This is a genomic window from Citrobacter sp. On2M (assembly GCF_018035235.1).
GTDB classification, from domain to species: Bacteria; Pseudomonadota; Gammaproteobacteria; order Enterobacterales; family Enterobacteriaceae; genus Citrobacter; species Citrobacter meridianamericanus.
The window spans coordinates 261754-284835 of record NZ_WPCV01000005.1; the positions used below are offsets into that span (position 1 = coordinate 261754).

Below are 23082 nucleotides of genomic sequence, written 5' to 3' on the forward strand. Positions count from 1 at the left end.
TTAACCTCAATGATGAAAAAATCTGGCGCGAAGAATAGCACTAGTGAAGGGAAATAAAAAAAGGGAGCACTGTAAAAACAGTGCTCCCGGTTCGTTTCGCAGCATTCCAGCTACTTTTAGTGCTCCCTGCTCATCCGTGACAACTTTTCCTGTGGTCTTGCGACCGCGTTCATCCTGAACTTTTGCATCCTGCTCACATCACCCCGATATGAAAACTTCATCCTGAAGTATCCTGGCCATCCTGACCCGCCGAACATCCTGACCGGCTCTCATTCTCCATCCTGGAGGTGTCCTTTAACGCATCCAGCGTTTTCCTCTTTGCTTCGTCCTGAAGCCTGTCCTTGCAACACCATCCTGGTGTGTCCTGCCGAAAAGCCATCATCCTGATGTTCTCTTCGTTGTACGACTCCTTGTCGACAGGTATAGAATCGCCTGTTTCGCCTTATCTTACAAGACGCTTATAGACATACCCTTAAGATTATTTTCGTATGAAAGCGGAAAATAAAACATTAACAACATGAATAATAAGGAATTACATTTTTACCCATTCATTAAGTCTTCACTCATTATCTGACAATGTCCTACAGGGTTTGTAAGAGATCTCTCACAAGGTTCAGAGTAAACTGGATTACAGAACTGGCTTAAGTTGAGTGAGGAATTCCGCAAGTGAGGCCGCAAGTACCGTCCGTTTACGGGTTCCCAGCGTTTCTTTGCACACTTCACCGGACAGATTGCACACCGAAATGACGTCAAGCTCATTGTCCTGTGTGGCAATAAAAAGCGTAGGAGAGAGCTTAAGGCGTTTTTGCGTAACCAAGTGGCCGATCAGGTTTTCCTGTACGCGTCTGAAGTCATCTTCAGACCAGGTTTGCAGAAGAGTAAGTTTCTCATCCGCAAATTGTGCGTGCATGTCCCCGGCAAACTGAGTGGTATAAAAAGCGTGAATGGCAGGTTGTATCACAATATCAAAAGCGCGTTCAACCGCACTGACGTTTTCTTCGCCAACAAAAGGCTGTGGTTGCCAGAAAACCGCATCGCCTGTGGAAGAAATGATACACGGAGAGGGTACGCCATACAGCTCTTCGCTGAGCGGCCAGCTATCATTTTTCTCATGCCACGCGTCGCAATAACGCGTCGTAAAGGCTGTTAACGCCTGCGCTGTCAATTCGTCCACTGATTTCTCTCTTCACAAAAGCCAGGATACACTTGTCGCATAGTGTATCTGGTTTATGACGGTGAAACATGTCCTCTTATGAAAATCATCAGGCGCTTGACGGCCTGACTCTCGGTAAATCAACAGATTACCGGGATAATTACGATGCCAGCCTGCTTCAGGGCGTGCCACGCAGCCTGAATCGCGATCCGTTGGATTTAAAAGCTGACAATCTGCCTTTTCACGGTGCCGATATCTGGACGCTGTATGAGTTGTCATGGTTGAATGCCAACGGTTTACCACAGGTCGCGGTCGGTCATGTAGAACTGGATTACACCAGCGTCAACCTGATTGAATCGAAAAGCTTTAAGCTTTACCTGAACAGTTTTAACCAGACCCGTTTTGACTCCTGGGAAGCGGTACGCCAGACGCTGGAAAACGACCTGCGCGCCTGTGCTCAAGGCCATGTCAGCGTGGCGCTGTTCCGCCTTGACGAAATGGAAGGGCAGCCGATAGCCCACTTTAACGGCACCTGTATCGACAATCAGGATATCGTCATCGATAACTACCAGTTCAGCACTGAGTATCTGGAAAATGCCGTAAGCGGTGAAAAAGCGGTGGAAGAGACGCTGGTCAGCCATCTGCTGAAGTCCAACTGTTTAATCACCCACCAGCCAGACTGGGGCTCCATACAAATTCAGTATCGCGGACGTAAAATCGACAGAGAGAAGCTGCTGCGTTACCTGGTCTCCTTCCGCCACCATAATGAGTTTCATGAACAGTGCGTGGAACGCATTTTCAATGACATTCTGCGCTTCTGCCAGCCGGAGAAACTGAGCGTCTACGCGCGCTACACGCGACGTGGCGGCCTGGACATTAACCCATGGCGCACTAACACCGATTTCACTCCGGCAACCGGTCGTCTGGTACGTCAGTAATCTTTTTTCTCAATTTTGCGTGTCGAATTCCGCGCGCAAGGTTGTGAAAGGTCATAAGCCAGGGCTATTGTAATCAATAGAGGATGATGTCTCTCGTCCCGTAAGGAGTTTACTTGATTACACATATTAGCCCACTTGGCTCAATGGACATGTTGTCGCAGCTGGAAGTCGAATTGCTTAAACGCACGGCCAGCAGCGACCTGTATCAACTGTTTCGTAACTGTTCGCTTGCCGTTCTGAACTCCGGCAGTTTGACCGACAACAGCAAAGAGCTGCTGTCACGCTTTGAAAGTTTCGACATAAACGTGCTGCGCCGCGAACGGGGCGTGAAGCTGGAACTGATCAACCCGCCTGAAGATGCGTTTGTTGATGGACGCATTATTCGCGCGCTGCAGGCCAACCTGTTCGCCGTGCTGCGCGACATTCTGTTCGTCAATGGTCAAATCCATAACGCCGGCCGTTTTCAGCATCTGGATCTCGAAAGCTCGGTGCATATTACCAACCTGGTATTCTCGATCCTGCGTAATGCCCGCGCGCTACACGTTGGTGAAGCGCCTAATATGGTCGTCTGCTGGGGCGGTCACTCAATCAACGAAAATGAGTACCTGTACGCTCGTCGCGTCGGCACCCAGTTAGGCCTGCGCGAACTGAACATCTGCACCGGCTGCGGTCCGGGGGCGATGGAAGCGCCAATGAAAGGCGCTGCGGTCGGTCACGCCCAGCAGCGATACAAAGACAGCCGCTTTATTGGCATGACCGAACCGTCAATCATTGCCGCTGAGCCACCTAACCCGCTGGTTAACGAACTGATCATCATGCCGGACATTGAAAAACGTCTGGAAGCATTCGTACGCATCGCCCACGGTATTATCATCTTCCCGGGCGGCGTAGGGACAGCAGAAGAGCTGTTGTATCTGCTGGGGATCCTGATGAACCCGGCGAACAAAGATCAGGTGTTGCCGCTGATCCTGACCGGACCAAAAGAGAGCGCCGACTACTTCCGCGTGCTGGACGAATTTATTGTGCACACGCTGGGAGAAGACGCGCGTCGCCACTATCGCATTATCATTGACGACGCTGCGGAAGTGGCGCGCCTGATGAAAAAAGCGATGCCGCTGGTGAAAGAGAACCGCCGCGATACCGGTGATGCCTATAGCTTTAACTGGTCGATTCGTATTGCACCTGATTTGCAGATGCCGTTCGAGCCGTCCCATGAAAACATGGCTAACCTGAAGCTGTACCCGGATCAGCCCGTTGAAGTACTGGCGGCCGACCTGCGCCGTGCATTCTCGGGGATTGTGGCGGGTAACGTGAAGGAAGTTGGGATCCGCGCCATTGAAGAGTTTGGCCCGTATAAAATCCACGGCGACCGCGAAATGATGCGCCGCATGGACGATCTCCTGCAGGGCTTTGTCGCACAGCATCGCATGAAGTTACCAGGCTCTGCGTATATCCCTTGCTACGAGATTAGCGCCTGACCACCTACATCCGCGAGCTGTCGCTTTTGCGGTGACAATTTTGTCCATACCGAAGCCGGGGCTGGCGCATCAGCCACCCGGCTTTTTTTAGTGATACCAGTCACATAGCTCGGAACATTATATAGATATCAGTGATTTTTCTTTAAAAATGACACGCAAGGCAAACGATTGCCTACAAAATCCAACCGTGATTTATCTTAGGAAATTATTATCAATCGCTAAATTCCTCTAAAAACAACATCTTTTGTAGCGTAACCCTCGTATCCCCGCACCTTCGCTTTCATGATATATGTCGTTAATGTTAGCCTTCGCGCCAGTAAATTCGCTTTGACTATTTTTTAACAGCTTAATGGTCCAAATTTATCCACATAAAAGGTGGATTATTGCATTTGAGATCGCGATCACTGATAGATTCATTACTTAAATGTATCTTTCCGCCCGCAAATTATTACGGCGAAAAATTACATAAAAAATCGCTCAACGAATTTTGATTTACAGTCGGGTTCTTTTTCATTGGATTGACCCAAAACCCGACTTTTTAAGCTTCCTCCAGGAGAAATAGATGGAAAACACTCAAACCAGCACTATCGTTACGGGCCAGACCCGCAGCGCATGGCGCAAGACAGACACCATGTGGATGCTGGGCCTTTACGGCACGGCGATTGGCGCGGGTGTATTGTTCCTGCCAATCAACGCAGGCGTAGGCGGTATGATTCCGCTGATCATCATGGCGATCCTTGCTTTCCCGATGACCTTCTTTGCACACCGCGGCCTGACTCGCTTTGTGCTGTCCGGTAAAAATCCGGGTGAAGACATCACTGAAGTAGTAGAAGAACACTTCGGTGTTGGCGCGGGTAAACTGATTACTCTGCTCTATTTCTTCGCTATCTACCCGATTCTGTTGGTTTACAGCGTAGCAATCACCAATACCGTGGAAAGCTTCCTGACCCACCAGTTGGCCATTACGCCGCCACCGCGCGCAATTCTGTCTCTGATCCTGATTGTCGGCATGATGACCATCGTGCGTTTCGGCGAGCAGATGATCGTGAAAGCGATGAGCATCCTGGTATTCCCGTTCGTTGCAGCCCTGATGCTGCTGGCGCTGTACCTGATCCCTCAGTGGAGCGGCGCGGTTCTGGAAACCCTGTCCTTTGACTCTGCAGCAACCACCGGCAACGGTCTGCTGTTGACCCTGTGGCTGGCAATTCCGGTAATGGTGTTCTCCTTCAACCACTCACCGATCATCTCCTCTTTCGCCGTGGCGAAACGTGAAGAATACGGTGATGAAGCTGAGAAGAAATGCTCCAAGATTCTGGCATTCGCTCACATCATGATGGTACTGACCGTTATGTTCTTCGTCTTCAGCTGCGTATTCAGCCTGACCCCGGCGGATCTGGCTGCGGCGAAAGAGCAGAACATCTCTATCCTGTCTTACCTGGCGAACCACTTTAACGCACCGATCATTGCCTGGATGGCACCGATCATCGCGATTATCGCTATCACCAAATCCTTCCTCGGCCACTACCTGGGCGCGCGTGAAGGTTTCAACGGTATGGTGATTAAGTCTCTGCGTGGTAAAGGCAAATCCATCGAAATCAACAAACTGAACAAAATCACTGCGCTGTTCATGCTGGTCACCACCTGGATTGTGGCAACGCTGAACCCGAGCATCCTCGGTATGATTGAGACCCTGGGTGGCCCAATCATCGCGATGATTCTGTTCCTGATGCCGATGTATGCCATTCAGAAAGTACCGGCAATGCGTAAGTACAGCGGCCATATCAGCAACGTCTTCGTTGTCATTATGGGCCTGATCGCTATCTCCGCTATTTTCTACTCTCTGTTCAGTTAATTCCCCTGCGCCGCTCCTTGGGGCGGCGCACCTCGATACACAATGGACGCCTCATGATTAGCGTATTCGATATTTTCAAAATCGGCATTGGCCCTTCCAGCTCCCATACTGTTGGCCCGATGAAAGCAGGCAAACAATTCACGGATGACCTGATTGCACGCGGAATTCTCACTGACGTAACCCGCGTAGTGGTTGATGTCTATGGCTCCTTGTCTCTGACGGGGAAAGGTCACCATACCGACATCGCGATTATTATGGGCCTGGCGGGTAATCTGCCGGATACCGTCGATATTGATGCCATCCCGGCCTTTATCCAGGATGTGAATACTCATGGACGTTTGCTACTGGCGGACGGCCAACATGAGGTCGAATTCCCGGTCGACAAGTGCATGAACTTCCATACGGACAATTTGTCTCTACACGAAAACGGGATGCGTATTACCGCACTGGCAGGCGAAAAAGCCATTTACAGCCAGACATACTATTCCATTGGCGGTGGGTTCATCGTTGATGAAGAACATTTTGGTTTACCGAATAACTCTCCGGTAAACGTGCCGTATCCGTATAAATCTGCGGCTGATTTACAACGTCATTGCCAGGAAACCGGCCTGTCGCTTTCCGGTCTGATGATGCAAAACGAACTGGCGCTGCACAGCAAAGAAGAGCTGGAACAACACTTTGCCAACGTTTGGGAAGTCATGCGCAGCGGCATTGAGCGCGGCATCACCACCGAAGGCGTATTGCCGGGCAAACTGCGCGTTCCTCGTCGTGCGGCGGCGCTGCGTCGTATGCTGGTTAGTAGCGATAAAACCACCACTGATCCGATGGCGGTTGTTGACTGGATCAACATGTTCGCACTGGCCGTAAATGAAGAAAACGCAGCCGGTGGACGCGTAGTCACTGCGCCAACTAACGGTGCATGCGGGATTGTTCCTGCCGTGCTGGCTTACTACGACAAGTTTATCCGCGAAGTGAACGCTAACTCGCTGGCACGCTACATGCTGGTCGCGAGCGCCATTGGTTCACTGTACAAGATGAACGCCTCTATCTCTGGCGCCGAAGTTGGCTGTCAGGGTGAAGTCGGCGTGGCCTGCTCCATGGCAGCGGCCGGTCTGGCTGAACTGCTTGGCGGTAGCCCAATGCAGGTGTGCATCGCGGCGGAAATCGGTATGGAACACAACCTGGGTCTGACCTGCGATCCGGTTGCCGGCCAGGTACAGGTACCGTGCATTGAGCGTAACGCGATTGCGTCCGTGAAAGCGGTTAACGCCGCACGTATGGCGCTGCGCCGTACCAGTGAGCCGCGCGTGTGCCTCGATAAAGTTATCGAGACCATGTACGAAACCGGTAAAGACATGAACGCCAAATACCGCGAAACCTCTCGCGGCGGTCTGGCAATGAAGATTGTCACCTGCGATTAAGTCCCCTGAAGAGGTCTCTTTTGCGAGGCCTCTTCCTGTTTTGCTGCCAACTATTCGCCTCCACCCGCCGTGAATGTTACCCTACAGACTGATTTGTTAGGGAGAACACTGTGGCCGTCCACCTGCTCATTGTCGATGCACTGAATCTTATCCGCCGCATTCACGCCGTACAGGGTTCACCCTGCGTGGAGACGTGTCAGCACGCGCTCGATCAGCTGATTGTGCACAGTCAGCCTACCCACGCCGTGGCGGTATTTGATGACGAAGCGCGCAACAGCGGCTGGCGTCATCAACGATTGCCTGACTATAAAGCCGGCCGCCCGCCGATGCCTGATGAATTGCACCAGGAAATGCCCGCCTTACGGGCCGCTTTTGAACAGCGTGGCGTCTGCTGCTGGGTGTCGAGCGGTAATGAGGCCGATGATTTAGCCGCCACACTGGCGGTAAAGGTGACTCAAGCCGGGCACCAGGCCACGATTGTCTCCACTGATAAAGGCTATTGCCAGTTGCTCTCCCCTACGCTGCGCATTCGCGACTACTTCCAGAAGCGCTGGCTGGATGCCCCATTCATTGAGAAAGAGTTCGGAGTGCTTCCGCAACAATTGCCGGACTACTGGGGACTGGCAGGAATAAGCAGCTCAAAAGTGCCCGGTGTCGCGGGCATTGGTCCGAAAAGTGCGACTCAGCTACTCGTGCAGTTTCAGCATCTGGAAGGGATTTACGCGCATCTTGATGAGGTACCGGAGAAGTGGCGCAAGAAACTGGAGATACACCAGGAGATGGCGTTTCTGTGTCGTGATATCGCACGGCTGCAAACGGACTTACATATCGATGGAAACCTACAGCAGCTACGGCTAGCGCGGTAGTCTTATTGCCGGATGGCGCTGCGTTTATCCGGCCTACTTATCGTCCCCTGTAGGCCAGATAAACGCCAGGTGATTACCAGGCAGTATGGTACAGCTCGACGATATCACCAAGACTCGCTTCACGCGGGTTTCCACCGGTACAAACATCGTCTAATGCCGCTTGCGCCAGCGCAGGTATATCCTCTTTACGTACACCAACGTCGCGTAAGTACAGGGGGATCCCTACATCGCGGTTAAGCGCAAAGACGGCATCCACTGCTGCTTTCCGCGCTTCTGTCAACGTTAATCCTTCAGCCTTAACCCCCATCACCCGGGCGATATCGCGGAATTTATCTCCGGTGAATTCGGCGTTGTAGTGCATCACGTGCGGCAGCAAAATAGCATTCGCTACGCCATGCGGCGTGTTATAAAACGCACCTAACGGATGTGCCATGCCATGCACTAGCCCCAGACCGACGTTTGAAAAGCCCATCCCGGCTACGTACTGGCCCAGCGCCATTGCTTCACCTGCCTGGCTCTCACCTGCAACCGAACCGCGTAATGCCCCGGCAATAATTTCAATGGCTTTGATGTGCAGCGCATCGGTCAACGCCCACGCCGCCCGCGTGATGTATCCTTCAATAGCATGCGTCAGTGCATCCACGCCGGTCGCGGCTTTTAACGCAGCAGGCATGCCGTCCATCATGTCAGCATCGATGAACGCCACCTGTGGGATGTCATGTGGATCAACACAAACAAACTTACGCCGATTTTCTTCGTCAGTGATCACATAGTTAATGGTCACTTCTGCCGCCGTTCCCGCGGTGGTTGGGATAGCCATAACCGGCACACTCGGGCTACGCGTCGGTGATAACCCTTCAAGGCTGCGTACATCGGCAAACTCAGGGTTATTATTGATAATGCCAATCGCCTTACAGGTATCCTGCGGGGAGCCTCCGCCGATGGCAATCAGATAGTCTGCGCCACTTCGCTGAAAAACCTCCAATCCTTCCTGCACCACTGCAATGGTTGGATTAGGAATAACGCCAGCATAGATTTCCCATGCCAGACCTGCAGCATCCATTCGGGAAGTCACCTTATCGACAACGCCGCACTGCAGCAGATTTTTATCTGTCACAATCAACGCTTTGCGATAACCGCGACGGATAACTTCATCGGTCAATGCGCCAACAGCTCCCCGGCCAAACCATGCCGTTTCGTTCAGAATCATTCTGTTCGCCATCGTATTTATCTCCTATTCTTCAATACGCAATCCATATGTTTTGAATTTTTCCAGCACAATAGCAATAGCCTCGTCGTCCAGCACTGGAACCGGATCGGTGATCGCCAGCGTACTGAGATAAAGCTGCGCCAGCACTTCCACTTCATGGGCTAACCACAGAGCTTTTTCCAGATTTTCTTCACAAGCGATCAGACCATGATGTTGCAACAGCGTCGCTTTACGGTTTTTCAACGCTACCGCAACGTGCTCTGACAGCTCTCGTGTGCCAAACGTCGCATAAGGCGCACACGGAATAGAGTTTCCCCCCGCCGCCGCAATCATGTAATGGATTGCCGGGATTGGACGATTGAGAATAGAAACAGCCGTGCAATGTACGGCGTGGTTATGAACCACCGCCTGAGCATCCGGACGTGTTTGATAGGCTGCCATATGGAACCGCCACTCGCTGGAAGGTAACTTCCCTTCTTCGTGCTGTCCCTCAGCATTGATATAGACAATGTGGGATTCAGTGAGTTTTTCATATGGAATGCCCGTCGGGGTAATTAACATCCCGTCCTGAAAGCGCACGCTTACGTTACCCGCAGTCCCCTGATTCAACCCCAGACGGGTCATTTCCAGGCAGGTATCGATAATCTGCCGTGCCAGCGTATTTCGTTCCATTACTTACCTCTCTCAGTGAGTCAAAATGCGACAACAGAACATTGCTAATACCTCGGCGCTCTGTTGAATTAGGCGGCTATTTGCTAACTATCATCATGCTGAATAAAGAGAAGGGAATTTTTAGCACTGGATTTTGTGACCTTCATCAACTAATAACACAAAATAAAAAAAAGCAGGATAAATATCATATTGTAAAAATGTCCGTTCTTAATGAAAGCATTATAAAACGGTCATTTGCGAATAATTTGTTAAAGCTGCCCGTTTTCTTCCCAACTAATTAATTCGGGCATTTACTCTGTGGGTTTTAATAACTTATTTCTCAAACGGTCATTATTTTACAGAAATTAAAGTGATGATAATCACATAAACTCACGCCCTGAGCATAAGTGTGACCGTCATCATATTAATAGCCGTTTTTTATTTGAAAATGAATTCATGAGTTCATTTGTGAAGGCCAATTCTGGCTGGCAGATTACCGGAACTCACCTGGATTAGCAGGTTGGTGAAATCACCCGCCTTACTCTTAAGCTGTTGAACATGCTTATGAACTGATGAGGATGCTATGGGAAACACATCAATACAAACGCAAAGTTTTCGTGCAGTAGACCGGGGGCAGACAAAAAATTATGTCATTCCCTTCGCGTTACTCTGCTCTCTGTTTTTTCTTTGGGCTGTTGCTAATAATCTTAATGACATCTTATTACCACAGTTTCAGCAAGCTTTTACACTGACTAACTTTCAAGCTGGCCTGATTCAATCTGCTTTTTATTTTGGTTATTTCATCATTCCAATCCCGGCAGGGATCCTGATGAAAAAATTAAGTTACAAAGCAGGGATTATTACCGGACTATTTTTATACGCCGTCGGCGCGGCATTATTCTGGCCCGCAGCCGAGGTAATGAATTACACCCTGTTCCTGATTGGTTTATTTATTATCGCTGCTGGTTTAGGTTGCCTTGAAACTGCAGCCAACCCGTTTGTAACGGTACTGGGCCCGGAAAGCGGCGGCCACTTCCGACTCAATCTGGCACAAACTTTTAACTCATTTGGTGCCATTATTGCGGTCGTTTTTGGGCAAAGTCTTATTTTGTCTAATGTGCCGCATCAATCTCAGGACGTACTCGATAAAATGGCTCCGGAACAACTGAGTGCCTACAAGCACAGCCTGGTTTTATCGGTACAAACCCCTTATATGATCATCGTCGCGGTCGTTTTACTGGTCGCCCTGCTGATTATGTTTACAAAATTTCCGACCCTGCAAAGTGACGACCACAGTGACAACGCTCAGAGTTCATTCTCCGCATCCCTTTCCCGTCTGGTGCGTATTCGTCACTGGCGTTGGGCTGTGCTGGCGCAATTCTGCTACGTCGGCGCGCAAACTGCCTGCTGGAGCTACCTGATCCGTTACGCTATCGAAGAGATCCCTGGCATGACCCCAGGTTTCGCCGCTAACTATCTGACCGGCACCATGGTGTGCTTTTTTATCGGTCGTTTCTCCGGCACATGGCTTATCAGCCGCTTCGCGCCGCATAAAGTGCTGGCCGCTTATGCCCTGCTCGCCATGGTCTTGTGCCTGATTTCCGCCTTCACCGGTGGTCAAATAGGCCTGTTGGCTCTGACGTTATGCAGCGCATTTATGTCGATTCAGTATCCAACCATTTTCTCTTTGGGGATCAAAAACCTGGGACAGGACACTAAATACGGCTCGTCTTTTATTGTCATGACCATTATTGGCGGCGGCATTGTGACGCCTGTAATGGGTTTTGTCAGCGACGCCGCTGGCAATATCCCTACAGCAGAACTGGTCCCAGCACTTTGCTTCGCCATCATCTTTATTTTTGCCCGCTTCCGCTCACAAACGGCAGCCAACTAAATATTTATCCGAATAACGTGAGGAATCTGTGATGAAAAAAATCAGCTTACCAAAAATTGGTATTCGCCCGGTTATTGACGGACGTCGTATGGGTGTACGTGAGTCCCTCGAAGAACAAACCATGAATATGGCTAAAGCCACCGCCACGCTGATCACGGAAAAACTTCGGCATGCCTGTGGCGCACAAATTGAATGTGTGGTTGCCGACACCTGCATCGCCGGGATGGCTGAATCTGCCGCTTGTGAAGAAAAATTCAGCAGTCAAAACGTGGGCGTGACAATTACCGTTACCCCATGCTGGTGCTACGGGAGCGAAACCATCGATATGGATCCGATGCGCCCGAAAGCTATCTGGGGCTTCAACGGCACGGAACGTCCGGGGGCCGTTTATCTGGCGGCCGCGTTGGCAGCCCACAACCAGAAAGGTCTTCCTGCGTTCTCCATTTATGGTCATGACGTACAAGACGCGGACGACACCTCGATTCCTGCTGATGTTGAAGAAAAACTGCTGCGCTTTGCCCGCGCGGGTTTAGCCGTTGCCAATATGAAAGGCAAAAGCTATCTGTCTGTCGGTGGCGTGTCTATGGGTATTGCAGGTTCTATCGTCGACCATAACTTCTTTGAATCCTGGCTAGGCATGAAGGTGCAGGCGGTGGATATGACCGAGTTGCGTCGTCGTATTGACCAGAAAATATATGATGAAACCGAGCTGGAAATGGCGCTGGCGTGGGCGGACAAAAACTTCCGCTACGGCGAGGATCAGAACGCGCAGCAATATAAACGCAATGCAGAACAGAGCCGCGCGGTACTGAAAGAGAGTCTGCTGATGGCCATGTGCATTCGCGACATGATGCAGGGTAACCAGAAGCTGGCAGACAAAGGTCTGGTCGAAGAATCTCTGGGTTACAACGCGATTGCCGCAGGCTTTCAGGGTCAACGTCACTGGACGGATCAATATCCGAATGGTGACACCGCCGAAGCGCTGCTCAACAGCTCTTTTGACTGGAATGGGATACGTGAACCGTTTGTTGTCGCCACCGAAAATGACAGCCTGAACGGTGTAGCGATGCTGTTCGGTCATCAACTTACTGGCACGGCGCAGGTCTTTGCCGATGTGCGTACCTACTGGTCGCCAGAGGCGGTTGAACGCGTCACGGGTAAACCGCTGACCGGCCTTGCTGAGCACGGCATCATTCACCTGATTAACTCCGGATCCGCAGCGCTGGACGGCTCCTGCAAACAGCGCGACGGCGAAGGGAAACCAACCATGAAACCGCACTGGGAAATCTCGCAGAAAGAAGCGGATGATTGCCTGGCGGCAACCGAATGGTGTCCTGCTATTCACGAATACTTCCGTGGGGGCGGCTACTCTTCTCGCTTCCTGACCGAAGGCGGCGTGCCGTTCACCATGACCCGCATCAACATCATCAAGGGCCTGGGACCGGTGCTGCAAATCGCCGAAGGTTGGAGCGTGGAATTGCCGAAAGACATGCATGACCAGCTTGATGCGCGCACCAACTCCACCTGGCCGACCACCTGGTTTGCCCCGCGCTTAACCGGTAAAGGTCCATTCAGCGATGTCTATTCCGTGATGGCTAACTGGGGCGCAAACCACGGCGTACTGACGATTGGTCACGTGGGTGCGGACTTCATCACTCTTGCCGCCATGCTGCGTATCCCGGTGTGTATGCACAACGTGATCGATGAGAAAATTTACCGCCCTTCCTCCTGGGCTGCCCATGGTATGGATACTGAAGGCCAGGATTACCGCGCCTGCCAGAACTATGGCCCGCTTTATAAGCGTTAATGCGACTCAGCCCGGTGGCGCAAGCTTACCGGGCCTTACAGCAGTGGCTTTTGTAGGCCGGATACGGCTTTAACCCCATCATCCGGCAACGTTTCAGGAGTTTTTATGAAACAAGACGTTATCCTGGTCCTCGACTGTGGCGCGACCAACGTACGGGCTATCGCCGTTGACCGACAGGGAAAGATTGTCGCTCGTGCGTCGACCCCAAACGCCAGTGACATCGCTGCTGAAAACAGCACCTGGCATCAGTGGTCGCTGGAGGCCATTCTGCAACGTTTTGCCGACTGCAGTCAGCGGCTCTCTGCGCAACTGGCCGCCTGCCAGGTTCGTGCGATCGCCGTCACCACCTTTGGCGTAGACGGCGCGTTGGTTGATAAAAATGGCAAACAACTCTATCCGGTGATCAGCTGGAAATGCCAACGCACCACGGCGGTAATGGAGAATATCCACCGCTACATGTCACCGCAGCAGCTGCAGGAAATTTCCGGCGTCGGCGCGTTTAGCTTCAACACACTGTATAAACTGGTTTGGCTAAAAGAAAACCATCCGCAACTACTGGAACAGGCGCACGCCTGGCTATTCATCTCGTCGCTCATTAACCACCGTTTAACCGGCGAGTTCACTACCGATATCACCATGGCGGGCACCAGCCAGATGCTGGACATCCAGCAGCGCGATTTTAGTCATGACATCTTACAGGCAACGGGTATACCGCGCCGTCTGTTCCCACGTTTGGTTGAAGCGGGAGAACAGATAGGCGTTCTGCAACAGGAGGCCGCCAGCCTGCTTGGGCTTACGGCGGGTATTCCGGTCATATCTGCCGGACACGACACGCAATTTGCGCTATTTGGCGCTGGAGCCCAGCCAAATGAACCGGTGCTCTCTTCCGGTACATGGGAAATTCTGATGGTGCGCAGTGCGCAGGTGGATACCTCCCAGCTTAGCCATTATGCGGGTTCAACCTGTGAACTGGATAGCCAGCCCGGACTGAATAACCCCGGTATGCAGTGGCTGGCTTCCGGAGTCCTCGAATGGGTACGCAAGTTGTTGTGGACTGCTGATACCCCATGGCAAACCCTGATTGACGAAGCCAGGGCTATCCCGGCAGGTGCCGAAGGCGTGAAGATGCACTGCGACCTGCTGGCCTGTCAAAATGCGGGCTGGCAAGGCGTCACGCTCAATACTACCCGCGGACACTTCTATCGCGCCGCGCTGGAAGGACTGACAGAACAACTGCAGCGAAATCTGCACACGCTGGAAAAAATCGGTCACTTCCAGGCGACCGAGCTGCTTTTGGTTGGCGGGGGAAGCCGCAACGCATTGTGGAATCAGATCAAAGCGAACGTGCTCAAAATGCCGGTCAAAGTGCTGGATGATGCCGAAACCACCGTAGCGGGTGCCGCGATGTTTGCCTGGTCAGGCATCGGGGAATTTTCCTCTCCCGAACAGGCGCGCGCGCAGGTGCGGTATCAGTACCGTTACTTTTATCCGCAAACCGAATCCGAACACACAGGAGTCGAGTAACATGCTCAAAACGATATCTCCCTTAATTTCGCCCGACCTGCTGAAGGTGCTGGCTGAAATGGGCCACGGCGATGAGATTATCTTTTCCGATGCCCACTTCCCCGCCCACAGCATGGGGCCGCAGGTTATTCGCGCTGACGGCCTGATAGTCAGCGACCTGCTGCAGGCGGTTATTCCACTCTTTGAACTGGACAGCTATGCCCCACCGCTGGTGATGATGGCCGCTGTTGAAGGAGACGCCCTCGATCCCGACGTCGAGGCTCGCTACCGTCAGGCGCTTTCACTACAGACCCCTTGCCCGGACATTACGCGTATTGATCGCTACGCCTTCTATGAACGCGCACAAAAGGCGTTTGCGATCGTTATCACAGGAGAGCGGGCAAAGTACGGGAATATTCTTTTAAAAAAAGGGGTAACGCCGTAATCTCTGGTCAGAATGCCCGTCTGGTACGGGCATTCATCATATAATGAGGATCAGAACATGAAAGCGGCGCGCCAGCAGGCAATCGTAGATCTGCTTACTAACCATAAAAGCCTGACAACCGAAGCTCTGGCGTTGCAACTGAACGTCAGCAAAGAGACCATCCGCCGCGATCTCAGTGAGTTACAGACCCAGGGAAAAGTGCTACGTAATCACGGGCGGGCGAAAGTTATTCACCGGGAAAACAAGGACAGCGGCGATCCGTTTCATATGCGACTCAAAAGCCACTATGCCCACAAAGCGGATATTGCCCGCGAAGCGCTGGCATGGATCGAAGAAGGTATGGTGATAGCCTTAGACGCCAGCTCAACATGCTGGTACCTGGCGCGACAGCTACCGGACATCAACATTCACGTTTTTACCAACAGCCAGCCCATTTGCCAGGAACTGGCTAAGCGTGAACACATTCAACTCATCAGCTCCGGCGGTCGCCTTGAGCGAAAATACGGTTGCTACGTTAACTCCTCGCTCATCTCACAGCTCAAATCTCTTGAGATTGACCTGTTTATTTTTTCCTGTGAGGGGATCGACAACGACGGTGCGCTCTGGGACTCCAATGCCACAAACGCCGACTTCAAGTCCATTCTGCTTAAGCGCTCAGCACAATCTTTATTGCTGATCGATAAAAGTAAGTTTAATCGTTCGGGGGAGGCCCGGATTGGGCATCTGGATGACGTGACGCATATCGTTTCAGATACGCCGCTGATTGAAACAATTCAGGCCGAATAAGACGTTGACGCTTTATCCGGCCTGCGAGTTTAACCTATCGTTCGTCGCGACGACCGCCAACGGCAGCCCACAGGCGACGCACGTGTACGGTTACTTCTTCACGATCATGATACAGCTGACGCGCCTGAATCTGGGCATTTACGCCATGCTCGTCAAGCTGAGCCTGAATGTAAGCCAGGTTTTGCGACACCTCTTCGTAGCGTTTTTTCATCGGCAGTTTGAGGTTGAAGATCGTCTCACGACACCAGCCGTTGACCAGCCACTGCGCCATCAGGGCGGCAACCTTTGCGGGTTTCTCCACCATGTCGCACACCATCCACGAAATGTTGTTGCGGTTTGGGCGATACTTAAATCCGTCTTCACGCAGCCAGGTAACTTGTCCGGTATCCATCAGGCTTTGCGCCATCGGGCCATTATCCACGGAATAAACCCACATGTTGCGTTTAACCAACTGATAAGTCCAACCGCCAGGACACGCTCCTAAATCCACCGCATACATTCCGTTAGCCAGACGCTCATCCCACTCATCGGCAGGGATAAACACGTGCAGCGCTTCTTCCAGCTTCAGCGTTGATCGGCTCGGCGCATCCGCCGGGAACTTCAGACGCGGAATCCCCATGTAGAACGGAGAGTTATTGTCAGGCCAGGAATAGCCGGTATAGCAACAGCCAGGCGCGATAAAGAAGACGTGAACCACCGGACGTTTTGGCGTTTCATACTTTGCCAGCACGCCCGCTTCGCGCAGTGCCGCACGTAGCGGTACGGTAAATTTACGGCAAAATTTCACCAGCTCTTTGCTTTCATTGGTGTCAGCAACTTCGACACGCAGATCACCACCTTTCTCCACCACGCCCTGCAACATGCCGACAATCGGCGTAATGCGGTCTTCCGGCGGTAAATATTGCAGCAACTCTCCCACCACAAACATTTGACGGGCAAAAATCAGCGAGCTAAACGGCAACTCTTTCACGAGCTTTTCGGCATCGTCCTGCTGATAGCATTCGAAGATGACGTAACCCGCATTATCTTTCACCCGGGCAAACCCGAAGATTTCCCGACGTCCTGCTTTATCCGTAATTTCTGCGGCGCACTCTTTTTCAAAACCCGGGCGACACAACAGTACTACCTTATTCATGGCTAACGCCCTTACGTTTCAATCGAATAGCACCCACTAGCATCAGCGCCCAACCCACAAGGAAACTGAAGCCGCCAACGGGGGTAACAAACGCCCACAGGCGTAAATGAGAGAGCGCGAGGCAATAAAGGCTGCCGCTAAACAGCACCGTCCCTAATGCCAGAAACACGCTACTCCAGTAAAACCAAATGCTAATGCGTCGCTGCATGGCGACGGCCAGGCCAAAGATGGCCAGCGTGTGAAAAGCCTGATATTCGAGGCCTGTCTGGATCCACCCCATTTCAACGACCCCGAGGGTTTTACTCAGAACATGTGCCCCAAAGGCGCCCAGCGCCACAAAGATAAAGCCACTGATGGCGGCAAAAATCAGCATAAAACGGCTGGTCATGTGAATACCCTACGTAAAATTATTGTTCATAACGAAAGCGGAATTTTTCTTGTTCCGTGGCCGCTTTCGCCAGAATCCACTGACGAAAGGCGGCTATTTTACCCAGTTCTGCCTGACTGTCATGACAAACCAGATAAAATGCGTTTTTGCTGACCAGAACATCATTAAACGGACAGACCAGACGTCCGGCTTCAATCTCGGACTGCGCCATGACGTTATTAGCCAACGCAATTCCCTGTCCATGGATAGCAGCCTGGAGCACCATGGCGCTATGGCTGAAGATGGGTCCCTGCTGTACGTTAATGTGGTTCAGGCCAAGCTGGCGCGTATAAGCCTGCCAGTCGCGGCGCGAGGCATCGTGCAACAGTGTGTGTTTTGCCAAATCTTCGGGTGTCTTTAGCGGTTTATCACCGGTAAGTAATAGCGGCGAGCAGACCGGCAATAAATATTCTGCGTACAATTTTTCAACGCGCAGACCCGGCCAGTTGCCTCGTCCGTAGAAAATCGCCACATCAACATCATCGGCCAGTTTGTCTTCCTGACGGTCCACCGCCTGGATCCTGACATCGATTCCCGGATAAGCTGAATTAAAGCTAGAGAGTCTGGGCACCAGCCATTGGATCGCAAAACTGGGCAATAAACTAACCGTAAGCGCGCCTTTTGCACTGCGTGCCTGAAGTTTACGCGTCGCGTCGGTTAATTGCGAAAAAATCTCTTTGATGTCGAGAAAGTAGCTTTGGCCTTCTTCCGTTAACAGTAAAGATCGATTGCGTCGACGAAACAGCTTCAGCCCCAGGAAATCCTCGAGTGACTTGATTTGATGACTTACTGCGGCCTGCGTCACAAAAAGCTCTTCTGCTGCGCGCGTAAAGCTCAAATGACGCGCTGCAGCATCAAAAACACGCAACGCATTTAAGGGTGGTAATCGTTTTGACATGACTTTTAGGCTTTGATGTTAAATCAATTTAACAATTAGCTAACAGGGTGTAACCTATTAGTTTTTTTTATCTGAGCCATTATAAATTGTCCGTTGAGGTTCTACCAGCAAATACCTATAGTGGCGGCACTTCCTGAAGCCGGAACGAAAAGTTTTATCGGAATGCGTGTTCTGGTGGGCTTTTGGCTTACGGTTGTGATGTTGTGTTGTTGTGTTTGCAATTGGTCTGCGATTCAGACCATGGTAGCAAAGCTACCCTTTTTCACTTCCTGTACATTTACCCTGTCTGTCCATAGTGATTAATGTAGCACCGCCAAATTGCGGTGCTTTTTTTTGTCAGACGCTTTGTCGATGGACGACGACCGGTTAGTTATCCAGCTCAACCATCTCTTTCACATCGGTACGGTTAATCTGCTGTTTGTTGCCATTAGCGTCTTTATACGAAATCATCCCCGTATCATTATCGGTCTGTGGCTTACCATCAGATACAATCGTTCGACCATCGTTGGTGTGCATCACGTAATTCGAACCGGAACAGGCGCTCAGGGCAAAAGTCAGCATACAAGCAGAGATAATTGCGGCAGTCTTTTTCATCTTCTTCTCCTTAAAGCGATTTATGCTATTAAAAACACACTCCGTAACAGGCTAAATTGCTAGCCTAACGCTAATTAGCATAAGACACTACGCAGACTTTGCCAGGATATCCAGAGTATTCCGATGGTTAGCACAACCCTTGTATCAGCGCCCTTTTTGCGCCACGATCGGGTTACTGAACTGAGGAATACCATGAACGCTTTTAACCCCGCGCAGTTTCGCGCACAATTTCCCGCACTCAACGATGCAGGCGTTTATCTCGACAGCGCTGCCACAGCGCTGAAGCCGCAGGCGGTAATTGAGGCTACCCATCAGTTTTATAGCCTCAGCGCCGGGAACGTCCATCGCAGCCAGTTTACCGAAGCACAGCGCCTGACCGCTCGCTATGAAGCCGCGCGGGAAAAAGTCGCAAGGCTGATTAACGCGCCGGATGACAAAACAATCGTCTGGACCCGTGGCACGACGGAAGCTATCAATATGGTTGCCCAAAGCTATGCGCGGCCGCATTTACAACCGGGCGATGAAATTATCGTTAGCGTGGCGGAACATCATGCCAACCTTGTTCCCTGGCTAATGGTTGCGCAACAAACGGGGGCTAAGGTCGTCAGACTGCCGCTCAACGCCCAGTTCTTGCCAGACGTTGAGCGCCTCGCGCAACTCATCACCCCACGCAGCCGCATTCTGGCGCTCGGACAGATGTCGAACGTCACCGGGGGGTGTCCGGACCTGGTCCGCGCCATTACGCTCGCCCATGCTGCTGGGATGGTGGTGATGGTCGATGGCGCCCAGGGGATTGTCCATTTCCCTGCCGACGTTCAGCAGTTAGATATTGATTTCTATGCGTTCTCGGGCCACAAGCTGTACGGCCCCACTGGCATTGGCGTGCTGTACGGAAAACCGGAACTGCTGAAAGCCATGTCCCCCTGGCTCGGCGGCGGTAAGATGATTAGTGAAGTCAGTTTTGACGGTTTCACCACTCAGGCTGCGCCATGGAAGCTTGAGGCCGGGACGCCTAACGTTGCTGGCGTTATCGGGCTAAGCGCAGCGCTCGAATGGCTGGATGACATTGATGCTGCACAGGCTGAAAACTGGAGCCGTGGTCTGGCGACGCTGGCAGAAGATGCGCTGGCGAAACGCCCCGGTTTTCGGTCCTTCCGCTGCCAGGACTCCAGTCTGTTAGCCTTTGATTTCGCAGGTGTTCATCACAGCGACATGGTGACGCTGCTGGCCGAATATGGTATTGCGCTGCGTGCAGGACAACACTGCGCTCAGCCTCTGCTGTCAGAACTGGGCGTATCCGGGACGCTACGCGCCTCATTTGCACCTTATAATACGCAAAATGATGTGGAAGCGTTGGTCGCAGCCGTTGACCGCGCCCTGGAAATATTGGTGGATTAATGACAAGCCCTCTGTTCGCCGGACACCCGTTTGGCACAACCGTAACTGAAGATACATTGCGCAATATCTTTATCCCGCTCACCCAATGGGAAGATAAATATCGCCAGTTGATTCTGCTGGGGAAGCAGCTTCCTGCGCTTCCGGATGCGCTAAAGGCTCAGGCCAAAGAGATTGCGGGCTGCGAAAACCGCGTCTGGCTGGGGCATAGCCTTCATGAGAATGGCACTCTGCATTTCTTCGGCGATAGCGAAGGTCGCATTGTGCGCGGGCTGTTGGCCGTCTTACTCACGGCCGTCGAAGGTAAAACGGCCACCGAGTTACTGGCGCATTCGCCAATGGCATTATTTGACGAGCTGGGTTTACGCACGCAGCTCAGCGCCTCGCGTAGCCAGGGGCTGCATGCCCTGAACGAGGCGATTTTTGAGGTTGCCCGACAAATTTGAGGGTTGTTTGCCGGAGAGCGAAGTCACCATCCGGCATATCAAACTCAATGCTGACGCGCCGCTTTCGCCATCATCTTCTTCAGTGCGTGTGAAACGGCAACAAAACCAAAGGTAGCGGTCACCATCGTGGCCGCGCCAAATCCGGATGCACAATCCATACGTTTCGGCCCTTCAGCCGTCGCTTTCATCGCACATACAGAGCCATCTGCTTGCGGGTAAACCAGCGCTTCGGTCGAGAACACACAATCCACGCCCAGTTTGCCTTTGCTGTTTTTCACCACGCCAAAATCGCTTTTCAGCCGCTCACGTAGTTTGGCCGCCAGCGGATCCTGGATGGTTTTTGCCAAATCAACGACCTGTATTTGTGTCGGGTCGATCTGCCCGCCCGCACCACCGGTCGTCACCAGCGGGATTTTGTTACGCCGGCAGTAAGCGATCAGCGCCGCTTTTGGACGCACGCTATCAATCGCATCAATGACATACGAAAATCCCGCGTTCATATATTCTGCAACGTTGTCCGGCGTAACAAAATCATCGACCACGTTAACCCGGCACTCTGGGTTAATCTGGCGGATACGTTCCGCCATCACCTCAGCTTTTGCTAAACCAACGTTATCGCGTAGAGCATGGATCTGGCGGTTAGTATTGGTGACGCACACATCATCCATATCAATGAGCGTAATGGCGCCAATGCCGGTGCGCGCCAGTGCTTCCGCCGCCCAGGATCCCACGCCGCCAATCCCGACCACACAAACGTGCGATTGGGCAAACAGTTGCAGCGCATTTTCGCCATACAGACGCGCCGTACCGCCAAAACGCTGACGCCAGGCATCACTTATAACCACAGACATAACACCTCAAATTCATTAATACCGAGCAATATGACTGCCTGATGGCGGCTGCGCCTTATCAGGCCTACTTAATAATCCAGGCCGGATAAGCACAGCACTATCCGGCAATTAACCGCTGAACACGTTACCCGCACCCGGCGCGGTTTTCAGTACCCACACACGACCGTAGTGATTATACCACCCCGCACGATGTCCAGCGTCGGCTCCAATGCCCTGGTAAATATCGAAGTGTTGCCCTTTAATCGCCCCGCCCACATCCAACGCCACCATCAGGCGCAGTTCGTACTGGCCGGTAAACTTGCCGTTATTGTCCAGTAAGGGGACTTCCGCGAGTAACGTTGTGCCCGCAGGAATGATGCTGCGGTCAGAAGCCACGGATGCGCGACCAATCAGCGGTACCGCGCTGGCCCCTTTGACCGGCGCAAAAGATTGCGGTTTAAAGAAGACAAACGATGGGTTCTGCTCCAGCAGCTCACGCACTTCGGCTTCGCTGTGGGTTTCACCCCAATGACGAATGGCCTGCATCGACATATCTTCTTTTTTCACTTCACCACGGTCGATAAGTACCTTCCCGATACTGCGATAGGCGTGACCGTTTTTCCCGGAATAGCTAAAGAAGTTCAGCGGGCTGCCATCGCCAAAATCGATGTAACCACTGCCCTGAACATCCATAATGAAGTTATCCATCAGGGAGTTGCTGTACGCCAGAATATAATTGTCGCTCAGGGCACCCGCATAAATCTCGGCACGGCTGGGTAAGCGCCCACGTTTTGGCGGCATGCGATAGATAGGGTACTGAAATTCGCCCTGACGCGTATGGCGCGCCTGGATTACCGGCGTGTAGTAGCCCGTAAACTGGACGTTACCGTAGTTGTCCGCCCCTTCCATTTGCCAGGCATCGATACCAAACTGGCGCATACTGCGCGTATCGCCGCCCGCACGTAGCCATTGCTGGATAGCGTTGTAAACGTTGCTCTGGTTACCGTACAAACGTGGCGATGCGCTGCGAATTTGATTAACCTGCTCGGCGAAATCACCGGCATTAATTGGCGCACCAACCGCATCAGGCTGATTCACCAGTGAGAAAGGCTGGGTAAATTTCCCGTCTTTATACTGCTGCCCACGATCGGTGGGTTTTGAGGAACACGCGGCGAGCATCGCGACTACTACTCCCGCCAGAAGATATTTTGCCCAACGTCCTTTCATTGTTCTCGTCTTATGTTGCCTGAATGCGAGACGAAGATAACAAACCCCCGAACCTAATGAAATGCGTATACCTATCCGAACGCAAATTTTGCGCAAAAAACAATCCAGAATGCGTTGTTTTTGTTC

Annotated in this window: 21 protein-coding genes; 12 read left to right on the forward strand and 9 right to left on the reverse strand. The window is 52.1% G+C overall.

The annotated features are described in order from the left end of the window. Positions 1-628: 628 nt before the first annotated feature. On the reverse strand, positions 629-1174 hold the full coding sequence (syd, locus tag On2M_RS19220; protein WP_151218258.1) for a SecY-interacting protein: 546 nt from the start codon (positions 1172-1174) through the stop codon (positions 629-631). A 68-nt stretch (positions 1175-1242) separates the two neighbouring features. Here syd and queF point away from each other — a divergent pair, with 68 nt between their 5' ends. The 5 genes from queF (at position 1243) to xni (ending at position 7708) form a co-directional block, all read left to right on the forward strand. After that, the gene (gene queF, locus On2M_RS19225; RefSeq protein ID WP_151218259.1) at positions 1243-2091 is read left to right on the forward strand and encodes an NADPH-dependent 7-cyano-7-deazaguanine reductase QueF; all 849 of its coding nucleotides are present in this window, start codon (positions 1243-1245) and stop codon (positions 2089-2091) included. A 113-nt stretch (positions 2092-2204) separates the two neighbouring features. Next, on the forward strand, positions 2205-3569 hold the full coding sequence (gene ppnN, locus On2M_RS19230) for a nucleotide 5'-monophosphate nucleosidase PpnN (protein WP_151224277.1): 1365 nt from the start codon (positions 2205-2207) through the stop codon (positions 3567-3569). 562 nt (positions 3570-4131) lie between these two features. Then, complete coding sequence (locus On2M_RS19235) at positions 4132-5421, forward strand: HAAAP family serine/threonine permease (protein WP_151218260.1); 1290 nt, start codon at positions 4132-4134, stop codon at positions 5419-5421. A 53-nt stretch (positions 5422-5474) separates the two neighbouring features. Further along, positions 5475-6842 (forward strand): L-serine ammonia-lyase, encoded by a 1368-nt coding sequence (locus tag On2M_RS19240; protein ID WP_151218261.1) that lies wholly within the window; start codon positions 5475-5477, stop codon positions 6840-6842. A 110-nt stretch (positions 6843-6952) separates the two neighbouring features. Next, entirely contained in the window at positions 6953-7708 is a 756-nt protein-coding gene (xni, locus tag On2M_RS19245; protein WP_151218262.1) for a flap endonuclease Xni, read from the forward strand. A 73-nt stretch (positions 7709-7781) separates the two neighbouring features. Here the strand turns inward: xni and fucO are convergent, their stop codons facing one another. Together fucO and fucA are read right to left on the reverse strand one after the other, a co-directional pair. Next, on the reverse strand, positions 7782-8930 hold the full coding sequence (gene fucO, locus On2M_RS19250) for a lactaldehyde reductase (RefSeq protein ID WP_210905324.1): 1149 nt from the start codon (positions 8928-8930) through the stop codon (positions 7782-7784). A 12-nt stretch (positions 8931-8942) separates the two neighbouring features. Next, complete coding sequence (gene fucA / locus On2M_RS19255; protein WP_151218264.1) at positions 8943-9590, reverse strand: L-fuculose-phosphate aldolase; 648 nt, start codon at positions 9588-9590, stop codon at positions 8943-8945. A gap of 562 nt (positions 9591-10152) precedes the next feature. Between fucA and fucP the strand changes: the two genes are divergently transcribed. The 5 genes from fucP (at position 10153) to fucR (ending at position 16004) form a co-directional block, all read left to right on the forward strand. After that, positions 10153-11463: an L-fucose:H+ symporter permease gene (gene fucP / locus On2M_RS19260; protein ID WP_151218266.1), complete on the forward strand. Its 1311-nt coding sequence runs from the start codon at positions 10153-10155 to the stop codon at positions 11461-11463. Between the two features lie 31 nt (positions 11464-11494). After that, positions 11495-13270 (forward strand): L-fucose isomerase, encoded by a 1776-nt coding sequence (gene fucI / locus On2M_RS19265; RefSeq protein ID WP_151218267.1) that lies wholly within the window; start codon positions 11495-11497, stop codon positions 13268-13270. A 105-nt stretch (positions 13271-13375) separates the two neighbouring features. Then, a complete protein-coding gene (gene fucK, locus On2M_RS19270) occupies positions 13376-14794 on the forward strand; it encodes an L-fuculokinase (RefSeq protein ID WP_210905325.1) in 1419 nt (472 codons plus the stop codon). Position 14795: 1 nt separating this feature from the next. Beyond that, positions 14796-15218 (forward strand): L-fucose mutarotase, encoded by a 423-nt coding sequence (fucU, locus tag On2M_RS19275; RefSeq protein ID WP_187253135.1) that lies wholly within the window; start codon positions 14796-14798, stop codon positions 15216-15218. A gap of 57 nt (positions 15219-15275) precedes the next feature. Further along, the gene (gene fucR / locus On2M_RS19280; RefSeq protein ID WP_151218270.1) at positions 15276-16004 is read left to right on the forward strand and encodes an L-fucose operon activator; all 729 of its coding nucleotides are present in this window, start codon (positions 15276-15278) and stop codon (positions 16002-16004) included. Positions 16005-16038: 34 nt separating this feature from the next. Here the strand turns inward: fucR and rlmM are convergent, their stop codons facing one another. From rlmM to On2M_RS19300, 4 genes are all read right to left on the reverse strand, one after another. After that, entirely contained in the window at positions 16039-17139 is a 1101-nt protein-coding gene (rlmM, locus tag On2M_RS19285) for a 23S rRNA (cytidine(2498)-2'-O)-methyltransferase RlmM (protein WP_003034040.1), read from the reverse strand. After that, positions 17132-17527, reverse strand: a complete 396-nt coding sequence (locus On2M_RS19290) for a DUF423 domain-containing protein (RefSeq protein ID WP_005130969.1) — start codon at positions 17525-17527, stop codon at positions 17132-17134. Before On2M_RS19290 ends, rlmM begins: the two co-directional genes overlap by 8 nt. Positions 17528-17546: 19 nt before the next feature. Beyond that, positions 17547-18464, reverse strand: coding sequence for a glycine cleavage system transcriptional regulator GcvA (gcvA, locus tag On2M_RS19295; RefSeq protein WP_151218271.1), 918 nt, complete (start codon positions 18462-18464; stop codon positions 17547-17549). A 366-nt stretch (positions 18465-18830) separates the two neighbouring features. Then, on the reverse strand, positions 18831-19058 hold the full coding sequence (locus On2M_RS19300; protein ID WP_151218272.1) for a YgdI/YgdR family lipoprotein: 228 nt from the start codon (positions 19056-19058) through the stop codon (positions 18831-18833). Between the two features lie 192 nt (positions 19059-19250). Here On2M_RS19300 and csdA point away from each other — a divergent pair, with 192 nt between their 5' ends. Next, positions 19251-20456, forward strand: coding sequence for a cysteine desulfurase CsdA (gene csdA, locus On2M_RS19305; protein ID WP_187253138.1), 1206 nt, complete (start codon positions 19251-19253; stop codon positions 20454-20456). Continuing rightward, entirely contained in the window at positions 20456-20899 is a 444-nt protein-coding gene (gene csdE, locus On2M_RS19310; protein WP_187258938.1) for a cysteine desulfurase sulfur acceptor subunit CsdE, read from the forward strand. Before csdA ends, csdE begins: the two co-directional genes overlap by 1 nt. Positions 20900-20943: 44 nt before the next feature. Here the strand turns inward: csdE and tcdA are convergent, their stop codons facing one another. Then, complete coding sequence (tcdA, locus tag On2M_RS19315; protein ID WP_151218275.1) at positions 20944-21750, reverse strand: tRNA cyclic N6-threonylcarbamoyladenosine(37) synthase TcdA; 807 nt, start codon at positions 21748-21750, stop codon at positions 20944-20946. A gap of 108 nt (positions 21751-21858) precedes the next feature. Next, on the reverse strand, positions 21859-22956 hold the full coding sequence (mltA, locus tag On2M_RS19320; protein ID WP_187253140.1) for a murein transglycosylase A: 1098 nt from the start codon (positions 22954-22956) through the stop codon (positions 21859-21861). Positions 22957-23082 lie beyond the last annotated feature (126 nt).

Coding starts and splice junctions, on each gene's coding strand:
- csdE (WP_187258938.1), top strand. CDS start 20,456: ATGACAAGCCCTCTGTTCGCCGGACACCCGTTTGGCACAACCGTAACT.
- tcdA (WP_151218275.1), bottom strand. CDS start 21,750: ATGTCTGTGGTTATAAGTGATGCCTGGCGTCAGCGTTTTGGCGGTACG.
- queF (WP_151218259.1), top strand. CDS start 1,243: ATGTCCTCTTATGAAAATCATCAGGCGCTTGACGGCCTGACTCTCGGT.
- fucU (WP_187253135.1), top strand. CDS start 14,796: ATGCTCAAAACGATATCTCCCTTAATTTCGCCCGACCTGCTGAAGGTG.
- fucA (WP_151218264.1), bottom strand. CDS start 9,590: ATGGAACGAAATACGCTGGCACGGCAGATTATCGATACCTGCCTGGAA.
- On2M_RS19235 (WP_151218260.1), top strand. CDS start 4,132: ATGGAAAACACTCAAACCAGCACTATCGTTACGGGCCAGACCCGCAGC.
- mltA (WP_187253140.1), bottom strand. CDS start 22,956: ATGAAAGGACGTTGGGCAAAATATCTTCTGGCGGGAGTAGTAGTCGCG.
- On2M_RS19290 (WP_005130969.1), bottom strand. CDS start 17,527: ATGACCAGCCGTTTTATGCTGATTTTTGCCGCCATCAGTGGCTTTATC.
- fucO (WP_210905324.1), bottom strand. CDS start 8,930: ATGGCGAACAGAATGATTCTGAACGAAACGGCATGGTTTGGCCGGGGA.
- rlmM (WP_003034040.1), bottom strand. CDS start 17,139: ATGAATAAGGTAGTACTGTTGTGTCGCCCGGGTTTTGAAAAAGAGTGC.
- gcvA (WP_151218271.1), bottom strand. CDS start 18,464: ATGTCAAAACGATTACCACCCTTAAATGCGTTGCGTGTTTTTGATGCT.
- csdA (WP_187253138.1), top strand. CDS start 19,251: ATGAACGCTTTTAACCCCGCGCAGTTTCGCGCACAATTTCCCGCACTC.
- fucK (WP_210905325.1), top strand. CDS start 13,376: ATGAAACAAGACGTTATCCTGGTCCTCGACTGTGGCGCGACCAACGTA.
- fucR (WP_151218270.1), top strand. CDS start 15,276: ATGAAAGCGGCGCGCCAGCAGGCAATCGTAGATCTGCTTACTAACCAT.
- fucI (WP_151218267.1), top strand. CDS start 11,495: ATGAAAAAAATCAGCTTACCAAAAATTGGTATTCGCCCGGTTATTGAC.
- On2M_RS19240 (WP_151218261.1), top strand. CDS start 5,475: ATGATTAGCGTATTCGATATTTTCAAAATCGGCATTGGCCCTTCCAGC.
- fucP (WP_151218266.1), top strand. CDS start 10,153: ATGGGAAACACATCAATACAAACGCAAAGTTTTCGTGCAGTAGACCGG.
- On2M_RS19300 (WP_151218272.1), bottom strand. CDS start 19,058: ATGAAAAAGACTGCCGCAATTATCTCTGCTTGTATGCTGACTTTTGCC.